The following is a 9,222-nucleotide window of genomic DNA, read 5'->3' as shown; positions in this document are numbered from 1 at the left end:
CAGTTTGGCCGAATTCTGACCGTCCGTAATCGGCCTCGGGAGTACGGTCAGTCGTACGTGTAGAAGCCCGAGCCCGACTTGCGGCCCAGGCGGCCCGCGTCGACCATGCGCTGGAGCAGCGGGGGAGCGGCGTACAGGGGCTCCTTGTACTCCTCGTACATCGACTGGGCCACCGAGGCGACCGTGTCCAGGCCGATGAGGTCGGAGAGCTTCAGCGGGCCCATCGGGTGGGCGCAGCCCATCTCCATGCCGTTGTCGATGTCCTCGCGGCTCGCGATGCCGGTCTCGAACATGCGGATCGCGGAGAGCAGATACGGGATCAGCAGCGCGTTGACCACGAAACCGGAGCGGTCCTGGGCGCGGATGGCGTGCTTGCCCAGGAGCTTCTCGGTGAACTGCTCGGCCCGGCCGATCGTGTCCTCGGACGTGGTGAGAGCCGGGATCAGCTCGACGAGCTTCTGCACCGGGGCCGGGTTGAAGAAGTGGATGCCGATGACGCGGTCGGGCCGCGAGGTCGCCACCGCCAGCTTCACCAGCGGGATGGAGGAGGTGTTGGAGGCCAGGATGGCGTCGGGCCGGGTCACGACCTGGTCGAGCACCTGGAAGATCTCGGTCTTGACGTGCTCGTTCTCGACGACGGCCTCGATCACCAGATCACGGTCGGCGAACTCGCCGAGGTCCGTGGTGAAGCTCAGTCGGGCCTGCGCCGCCTCGTGCTCCTCCTCGGTGATCTTGCCGCGCTCCGCTGCCTTGGCCAGGGAGTTGAACAGCCGGGTCCGGCCGATCTCCAGTGCCTCGCCGGTGGTCTCGGCGACCATGACGTCCAGACCGACCCGGGCACACACCTCGGCGATCCCCGCGCCCATCTGACCGCAGCCCACGACTCCGACGCGTGCAATGTCTCCCGCTGGGATGTCCGTCACATCGTCCCTTTCGCTGCTGATCCACGTCCGGGCAGGTGCTCCGTGGTCCGGTGCCTGCTCCGTTCGAGCACGTTACTCCCAAGTATCGATGATCGATCGCGGGGGTAGGCCCAGAGTCGGGCATTCTGGGCCCGGAGCGATCCGCGACCGGGCGGATCCGCGGCATTTTGGGGCATGCGGATGGGACGAGTGTCACGCAGGGCGTTCGCGGTGACGGCGCTGTCGGCTTTCACGATGGTGCCTCCGGCGTCGGCCGCACCCAAGGAGGACGTCAAGAGGGACGGCAAGGGAGGTGACAGGGCGGCCTCCGCGATGCGGGGCGTATGGCTGGCGACCGTGGCCAACCGCGACTGGCCGTCCAAAACGGGGCTGAGCGCGTCGAAGCAGCGCACCGAGCTGCGCAAGCACCTCGACACGGCGGTCCGCAGGCGGCTCAACACCGTGTTCTTCCAGGTGCGGCCCACGGCGGACGCCCTGTGGCCCTCACCGTACGAGCCGTGGTCGCAGTACCTCACCGGCACCCAGGGCAAGGACCCGGGCTGGGACCCGCTGGGCACGGCAGTCGAGGAGGCCCACGCCCGCGGTCTCCAGCTCCACGCCTGGTTCAACCCGTACCGGGTCGCGACGCACGCCGACCCGTCCCGGCTCGCCGCCTCCCACCCCGCGCGCCGGAACCCGGACTGGGTGGTGACGTACGGCGGGAAGCTCTACTACAACCCGGGGCTGCCCGAGGTCCGTGCCTTCGTGCAGGACGCGATGCTCGACGCGGTGCGGAAGTACCCCGTGGACGGCGTCCACTTCGACGACTACTTCTACCCGTACCCGGTGGCGGGCCAGCGCTTCGACGACGACGCGGCCTACGACGAGCACGGCGGCGGCTTCCCGAGCCGGGCCGCGTGGCGGCGGGACAACATCAACAAGCTGGTGCGGGAGACGGCGGGCCGCATCAAGAAGGTCAGGCCGAGCGCCCGGTTCGGCATCAGCCCCTTCGGCGTGTGGCGCAACGCCGCGACGGACAAGCGCGGCTCGGACACCCGGGCCGGCGTGCAGACGTACGACGACCTGCACGCGGACACCCGCAAGTGGGTGCGCGAGAGCTGGATCGACTACATCGTCCCGCAGCTCTACTGGAACATCGGCTTCGCCGCCGCCGACTACGCGAAGCTGGTGCCCTGGTGGGCGGAGGTCGCGCGCGGGACCTCGACGAAGCTCTACGTGGGGGAGGCGCTGTACAAGGCCGGTGACCCGGCGCAGCCCGCGGCCTGGCAGAACCCGGCCGAGCTGTCCCGGCACCTGGCGCTGGCCGATGACTACGCGCAGGTGCGCGGGCACGTCTTCTTCGCCGCCAAGGACGTGGCGACCGATCGGATCGGGGCGATGGCGAGGGTGGTCGCCGACCACTACGAGTAGCCGGCGTCGCCCCCGGGCCGTATCACGGCCCGGTGGTGGTCTCCCGGTGCCGGATCTCGGTGTCGGGTCCAGGTGAGCACACTCCCTCGTGCCCGTCCTCGAACCGGACGCGGTACGGGGGGTTGCCCTCCTGGCCGAGCACTTCGACGATCTCGCCGACCTTGTCGTGCTGACCGACCACCCTGCCGTGCTGGACAAGCTGGTCGCCCACGGTTGCGCGCATCTGGGGCCTCCTCACGAGGTGCGGAGAGCGGTCCGTCGCCTCGAGTCTACGGCGGGGGACGCTACTTGGCAGGGGGCCGTGCGCGCCCCGCTCAGCCGCGCGCCCGCTGTGTGACGGCGATGCAGACCAGCACCGCCGCTGCCGTCAGCGGGGCGGCCACCGGCAGGTGCTCGCCCAGCAGCAGCACCGACCACACCAGTGTGAGCAGGGGCTGGGCGAGCTGCAACTGGCTGGCCTTCGGGATGCCGATGGCCGCCATGCCCCGGTACCAGACGACCAGGCCGACGAACTGCGAGCCCGCCGCGACCCACAGCAGCCCGGTGACGCTGTGCGCGGTCAGCCGCACGGGTTCCTGCGCCAGTGCGAGCGCTGCGACGGGCACGGTCAGCGGCAGGCACAGCACCAGCGCCCAGCCGATGACGTGCCAGCCCGGCATGACCCGGGCCAGCCGGCCGCCCTCGGTGTAGCCGGCCGCGCACACCAGCAGCGCCGCGAAGAGGTACAGGTCGGCCGTGCTCAGGGCGCCGCCGCTCTGTTGCACGGTGAAGGCCAGCACCGCCGCCGCGCCCGCGAGGGACGCCGTCCAGAAGGTGCGCGAGGGCCGGGTGCCGACGCGCAGGGCGGAGCAGAGGGCCGTGGTGAGGGGGAGCAGACCGACCACGACGGCGGCGTGCGCGGTGGTCGAGGTCCGCAGCGCCAGCGTGGTCAGCAGCGGGAAGCCGAGCACCACCCCGCCCCCGACGACCGCGAGGCCCGGCCGGTGCCGTCGGTCGGGCAGCGGCACACGCAGGGCGAGCAGACAGCCACCGGCGATCACCGCGGCGAGCACACTCCGGACGGCGACCAGCGACCAGGGCCCGAAGCCCTCCAGCCCCCAGGCGGTGGCGGGGAACGTGAGGGAGAAGGCGATGACGCCGAGGGCGGCCTGGAGGGTGCCGAGGCCGGGGCGGTCCGCATCCGCGGCGACTGCTATCCGCGGCGCGGTAGTAGCGCTACTCTGTGCTCTCATGCAAGAGCGTAGCAGCCTCGCTGAACTGGCGGAACAGCTCCGGAGGGAGCTCGACCGCTACTCGCCTGGTGGAAAGCTGCCGTCGAGCCGGGCCCTCGTCGAGCGGTTCCGGGTGAGCCCCGTGACCGTGTCCCGGGCTCTGGCGCAGCTCGTCGCCGAGGGGCTGGTGGTCACCCGGCCCGGCGCGGGCGCGTTCCGCGCACAGGAACGGACGGCACCGGCGCCCGCCGGGGACACCTCCTGGCAGGAGGTCGCGCTCAGCGCGGACGGCGCCGCCGACCTCGTCCCGCGCTCGGTGGACGCCTCCGGGGTACTGGCGACGCTGGCCACCCCGCCACCGGGTGTGATCGAGTTCAACGGCGGCTATCTGCACCCGTCGCTGCAGCCGGAGCGGGCGATGGCCGCCGCCCTGTCGCGCGCCGGACGGCGTCCCGGTGCCTGGGGGCGCCCGCCCATGGAGGGGCTGCCGGAGCTGCGCGAGTGGTTCGCGCGTGGCATCGGCGGGCCCTTCACCGCCGCCGAGGTGCTGATCTCCGCGGGCGGCCAGTCCGCGCTCACCACCGCCCTGCGCGCCCTCGCGCCGCCCGGTGCCCCCGTCCTGGTCGAGTCGCCGACCTACCCCGGCATGCTCGCCATCGCCCGTGCCGCGGGCCTGCGCCCGGTGCCCGTCCCGGTGGACGCCGACGGCGTGAAACCGGCGCTGCTCGCCGACGCCTTCCGGGCCAGCGGCGCCCCGGCCTTCGTCTGCCAGCCGCTCTTCCAGAACCCCACCGGCGCGTCGCTGGCGCCCGAGCGACGCGGCGAGGTGCTGCGCATCGCCCGGGAGGCGGGCGCGTTCGTCGTCGAGGACGACTTCGTACGGCGGCTCGTGCACGAGGACGCCGGGCCGCTGCCGCGCCCGCTGGCCGCCGACGACCCCGACGGCGTCGTCGTCCACGTCTGCTCGCTGACCAAAGCGACCTCGCCGAGCTTCCGGGTGAGCGCCCTGGCGGCGCGCGGGCCGGTCCTGGAGCGGCTGCGCGCCATCCAGGTCGTCGACACCTTCTTCGTGCCCCGGCCCCTTCAGGAGGCCGCGCTCGAACTCGTCGGCTCGCCCGCCTGGCCGCGTCATCTGCGGTCCGTCTCCGTCGAGTTGAAGGCGCGCCGGGACGCGATGACCACCGCGCTCGGGCTGCACCTGCCGGACTTCGCACTGCCGCACATCCCGTCCGGCGGCTACCACCTGTGGCCGCGGCTGCCCGAGGGCGTGGAGGAGTCCGCCTTGACCACTGCCGCCCTGCGCGCGGGTGTCGCGATCACTCCCGGGCGCCCCTACTTCAGCGCCGAGCCGCCGGCCGCGCACGTCCGGCTGAGTTTCGCGGCGGTCGCGGGGACCGGGGAGATCGCGGAGGGCGTACGGCGACTGCGGACGGCCTGCGACGAGGTGCTGGGATAAGCGTTCGACGCCCGGGCGGGGGCCTGCGAGCATCCCGTCATGACCGAGACGCCGCCCCTGCCCGAGGGCTACGAGATGTCCGCCGACCCCGCTCGTATCGACCGCGAGCGCGTCCACCGCTGGCTGTCCACCGACGCGTACTGGGCGCTGGGACGCTCCCGCGAGAAGCAGGACGGGGCGATCGAGGGTTCGCTCAACTTCGGCGTGTACGAGATGGTTTCGGGTGAGCAGGTGGCGTATGCCCGGGTCATCACGGATCGGGCCACCTTCGCATGGCTGTGCGACGTGTACGTGGACCCATCGGTGCGCGGCAAGGGCGTCGGCACCGCGTTCCTGGCGGCCGTCCGGGACGAACTGCGGCAGTACGGGGTGCGCAGGGTCCTGCTCGCCACGCACGACGCGCACGGCGTCTACGAGAAGCTCGGCTTCGCGGAGTTGGAGCGGCCCGAGCACTGGATGGCACTCATCTTCGGCCAGTGAGGGCCGGGGCACCCTGGGTAACTCCCAGGTAACACCTCTTGACCTGCGCACTTGCGGGACCCACGATCGCCGCATGCCACTTCGGGTCACGTTCGTCGCCGCCGCGCGCAGCTCCTCGCTGCTCGCCGAACGATTCGCGGACGACCGGCCGCTGGACCAGGTCGGCTGGAGTGAGGTGGAGCGTGCCGCCCAGGGCCTGCTGCCGTTCGCCGCGGCCGAGCTGCGCTACTGCTCGCCGACCCCGCGCAGCCGTGCGACGGGGGAGGGGCTCGGGTACGCGCCGCTGGTGCAACTCGCACTGCGGGACTGCGACATGGGCCGGTGGCGCGGACTGACCCTGGGCGAGGCGATGGCCCGGGAGCCGGAGGCCGTGGACGCCTGGCTCGCCGATCCACGTGCCACACCGCACGGCGGTGAGTCGCTGGTGGACTTCATCACCCGGGTCGGCGGCTGGCTCGACACCCGGCCCGTCGACGACGGCTGCCGTGTCGTGGCGGTGGCCGAACCGTCCGTGATCCGTGCCGCCCTGGTCTACGCCCTGAAGGCGCCGCCCTCGACGTACTGGAACATCGACGTCCGCCCGCTGTCGACGACCTCCGTGACCGGCCGGGGCGGGCGCTGGAACCTGCGCTTCGACGGGGTGACCGCTCAGCCCTCGCGCGCGTAGTCGGTGCGCAGCACCAGGTCCTTGGCCGGGCCGCGCACCCGCCACACCGTCCGCCAGTGGTCCGCGTCCCGGACCGTGAACTCACCCCGGTAGAGGTCCGCCGAGCAGGGATGGTCGGCGACATACCGCCCGGACGTCAGGTCCAGGTCGTGGAACGGCCGGCCGTCCGCGAACCGCACGTCCGAGGCACCGCCCGGGCCCGGCAGGAACCGTAGCGTCCGCTCGGCGGGCCGGGCGACGCCCTGCCAGACGAAGGTGCCGGACTCGTGGTGCAGCAGGCCGCCGTCCTCCTCCGTCCGGAAATCGGTGGTTCCGGAGAACTCCCCCTGCTCACCGCTCGCGAGATCCCGCACCGACCGCGTCACGCTCCAGCGTCCGGCCAGAAACGCCAGTACGTCCGGCACTGGCCAGAACTCGCCCATCCCGTCCCGCTCTCCGTCCCAACCGTTGCTGCGCGACCCATTGACGCGCATCAGCCCCCTCCCTATCTTGCCGTTCGAAGTGCTGATCAATGTCTGATATTTCGAACACTCCTCTATCAGAGAGCCGCGGAGTATCCATGCCACGCACCGCCCGCACCCGATGGAGACTCGGTCTCACGACCACCGCTCTCCTGACGGCAGCAGCCCTCGTACCGGCCCCCGCGCACGCCGAGGACGTCACCGACTACGCCATCACCGTCGACCCCTCCGCCCAGGGCGCGGCGATCGACGACACGATGTACGGCGTCTTCTTCGAGGACATCAACCGGGCCGCCGACGGCGGTCTGTACGCCGAGCTCGTGCAGAACCGATCCTTCGAGTACTCCACCGCCGACAACGGCTCCTACACGCCCCTGACCTCCTGGGCGGCCGGCGGCACGGCCGAGGTCGTGAACGACTCGGGCCGCCTCAACGCGCGCAACCGCAACTACCTCTCCCTGGGCGCCGGTGCGTCCGTCACCAACGCCGGTTACAACACCGGCATCCGGGTCGACAAGGGCAAGCGGTACGACTTCTCCGTGTGGGCCCGGGCCGAGAGCGGCAGCACGCTCACCGTCTCGCTGAAGGACACCGCCGGCACGCTGGCCACCGCACGCCAGGTCGCCGTGAAGGGCGGCTGGGCCAAGTACAAGGCCACGTTCACCGCGACCCGCACCAGCAACCGCGGCCGCCTCGCCGTGGCCTCGACGAACGCCGCCGCCCTCGACGAGGTGTCGCTGTTCCCGCGTGACACGTACAAGAACCAGCCGAACGGCCTGCGCAAGGACCTCGCCGAGAAGATCGCCGCCCTCAAGCCGGGCTTCGTGCGCTTCCCCGGCGGCTGCCTGGTCAACACCGGCTCCATGGAGGACTACAGCGAGGCGTCCAACTGGCAGCGCAAGCGCAGCTACCAGTGGAAGGACACCATCGGCCCGGTCGAGGAGCGCGCCACCAACGCCAACTTCTGGGGGTACAACCAGAGCTACGGCCTCGGCTACTACGAGTACTTCCGCCTCTCCGAGGACGTCGGCGCGATGCCGCTGCCCGTCGTCCCCGCGCTGGTGACGGGCTGCGGCCAGAACAAGGCGACCGACGACGACGCCCTGCTCGAGCGGCACATCCAGGACACCCTCGACCTCATCGAGTTCGCCAACGGACCGGCGACCTCCAAGTGGGGCAAGGTGCGCGCGCGGATGGGCCACCCCAAGCCGTTCCACCTCACCCACATCGGGGTCGGCAACGAGGAGAACCTCCCCAAGGAGTTCTTCGCCCGCTTCCAGCAGTTCCGGACCGCCATCGAGGCGAAGTACCCGGACATCACCGTCATCTCCAACTCGGGCCCGGACGACGCCGGCACGACCTTCGACACCGCCTGGCAGCTCAACCGCGAGGGCAAGGTCGACATGGTCGACGAGCACTACTACAACAGCCCGAACTGGTTCCTGCAGAACAACGACCGCTACGACTCCTACGACCGCAAGGGCCCCAAGGTCTTCCTCGGCGAGTACGCCTCCCAGGGCAACGCCTGGAAGAACGGCCTCTCCGAAGCCGCGTACATGACCGGCCTGGAGCGCAACGCGGACATCGTCAAGCTCGCCTCGTACGCCCCGCTGCTCGCCAACGAGGACTACGTCCAGTGGCGGCCGGACATGATCTGGTTCAACAACCGGGCCTCCTGGAACTCGGCCAACTACGAGGTCCAGAAGCTGTTCATGACCAACGTCGGTGACCGTGTCGTCCCCTCGAAGGCCACCACCACGCCCGACGTCAGCGGTCCCATCACCGGTGCCGTCGGACTGTCCACGTGGGCGACCAGCGCCGCGTACGACGACGTGAAGGTCACCTCGGCGGACGGCTCGACCCTGCTGAGCGACGACTTCTCGGGTGACGCCTCGAAGTGGACGGGCAGCGGCCGCGGTAGCTGGAGCATCCAGGACGGGCAGTACGTCCAGACCGACGCGGCGGCCGAGAACACCATGGTCACGGCGGGCGACCCGGCCTGGAAGGACTACGACCTGCATGTGAAGGCCACCAAGAAGTCCGGCAAGGAGGGCTTCCTGGTCGCCTTCGGCGTCAAGGACACCGGCAACTACTACTGGTGGAACCTGGGCGGCTGGAACAACACCCAGTCCGCGATCGAGCAGGCCGTGGACGGCGGCAAGGGCACGCTGATGACGAAGCCGGGCTCGATCGAGACCGGCCGGGCCTACGACATCGACATCAAGGTGCGCGGCCGCCAGGTCACGCTGCTCCTCGACGGCAAGGAGTGGGGCACCTTCACCGACGACAAGCCGGCCGAGCCGTTCCGCCAGGTCGTCACCAAGGACGCCAAGACCGGTGACCTGATCGTCAAGGTCGTCAACGCCCAGTCCGCCGAGGCCCGTACGGCCATCGACCTGGGCGGCGCGAAGGTCGCCTCCACCGCCCGTGTGACCACGCTGGCCGCCGAGCCGGACGCGGTGAACACCGAGACGGACACGCCGGTCACTCCGGTGACGTCCACCTTCAGGGGCGTCTCCGGGAAGTTCACGTACACCTTCCCGGCGGACTCCGTCACGTTCCTGAGGATCAAGCAGAGGTAGCACCCGCCGGCGTGGGCCGCTGTCCCCCGGGC

The 9,222-nt window shown here is 71.0% G+C and carries 9 protein-coding genes; 5 read left to right on the top strand and 4 right to left on the bottom strand.

The window, feature by feature from the left end; genetic code table 11:
- Nucleotides 1-47: 47 nt before the first annotated feature.
- On the bottom strand, nucleotides 48-923 hold the full coding sequence (locus ACFTZL_RS35130; protein ID WP_382591459.1) for a 3-hydroxybutyryl-CoA dehydrogenase: 876 nt from the start codon (nucleotides 921-923) through the stop codon (nucleotides 48-50).
- Between the two features lie 180 nt (nucleotides 924-1,103).
- On the opposite strand from ACFTZL_RS35130, the gene ACFTZL_RS35125 reads away from it, so the two are divergent.
- Nucleotides 1,104-2,333: a glycoside hydrolase family 10 protein gene (locus ACFTZL_RS35125; protein ID WP_382591456.1), complete on the top strand. Its 1,230-nt coding sequence runs from the start codon at nucleotides 1,104-1,106 to the stop codon at nucleotides 2,331-2,333.
- A gap of 22 nt (nucleotides 2,334-2,355) precedes the next feature.
- Here the strand turns inward: ACFTZL_RS35125 and ACFTZL_RS35120 are convergent, their stop codons facing one another.
- Nucleotides 2,356-2,556 (bottom strand): DUF1918 domain-containing protein, encoded by a 201-nt coding sequence (locus tag ACFTZL_RS35120; RefSeq protein WP_010045242.1) that lies wholly within the window; start codon nucleotides 2,554-2,556, stop codon nucleotides 2,356-2,358.
- 91 nt (nucleotides 2,557-2,647) lie between these two features.
- Nucleotides 2,648-3,565: a DMT family transporter gene (locus ACFTZL_RS35115; RefSeq protein ID WP_382591453.1), complete on the bottom strand. Its 918-nt coding sequence runs from the start codon at nucleotides 3,563-3,565 to the stop codon at nucleotides 2,648-2,650.
- Here ACFTZL_RS35115 and ACFTZL_RS35110 point away from each other — a divergent pair.
- From ACFTZL_RS35110 to ACFTZL_RS35100, 3 genes are all read left to right on the top strand, one after another.
- Nucleotides 3,564-5,000 carry a PLP-dependent aminotransferase family protein gene (locus ACFTZL_RS35110; protein ID WP_382591450.1) on the top strand — a complete coding sequence of 479 codons (1,437 nt, stop codon included), beginning with the start codon at nucleotides 3,564-3,566 and terminating at the stop codon, nucleotides 4,998-5,000. The two genes, ACFTZL_RS35115 and ACFTZL_RS35110, sit on opposite strands and share 2 nt — an antisense overlap.
- A 39-nt stretch (nucleotides 5,001-5,039) precedes the next feature.
- Nucleotides 5,040-5,480, top strand: coding sequence for a GNAT family N-acetyltransferase (locus ACFTZL_RS35105; RefSeq protein ID WP_382591447.1), 441 nt, complete (start codon nucleotides 5,040-5,042; stop codon nucleotides 5,478-5,480).
- A gap of 73 nt (nucleotides 5,481-5,553) precedes the next feature.
- Nucleotides 5,554-6,147, top strand: coding sequence for a histidine phosphatase family protein (locus ACFTZL_RS35100; protein ID WP_382591444.1), 594 nt, complete (start codon nucleotides 5,554-5,556; stop codon nucleotides 6,145-6,147).
- Here the strand turns inward: ACFTZL_RS35100 and ACFTZL_RS35095 are convergent.
- Nucleotides 6,129-6,569, bottom strand: a complete 441-nt coding sequence (locus tag ACFTZL_RS35095) for a DUF6314 family protein (protein WP_382591461.1) — start codon at nucleotides 6,567-6,569, stop codon at nucleotides 6,129-6,131. The two genes, ACFTZL_RS35100 and ACFTZL_RS35095, sit on opposite strands and share 19 nt — an antisense overlap.
- Before the next feature lie 137 nt (nucleotides 6,570-6,706).
- Between ACFTZL_RS35095 and ACFTZL_RS35090 the strand changes: the two genes are divergently transcribed.
- A complete protein-coding gene (locus tag ACFTZL_RS35090) occupies nucleotides 6,707-9,190 on the top strand; it encodes an alpha-L-arabinofuranosidase C-terminal domain-containing protein (protein ID WP_382591441.1) in 2,484 nt (827 codons plus the stop codon).
- The last annotated feature ends 32 nt before the right edge of the window (nucleotides 9,191-9,222 follow it).

This window comes from Streptomyces sp. NPDC056948 (genome assembly GCF_042674225.1).
GTDB classification, from domain to species: domain Bacteria; phylum Actinomycetota; class Actinomycetes; order Streptomycetales; family Streptomycetaceae; genus Streptomyces; species Streptomyces purpurascens.
This window is presented reverse-complemented; position numbering and strand designations above follow the sequence as displayed.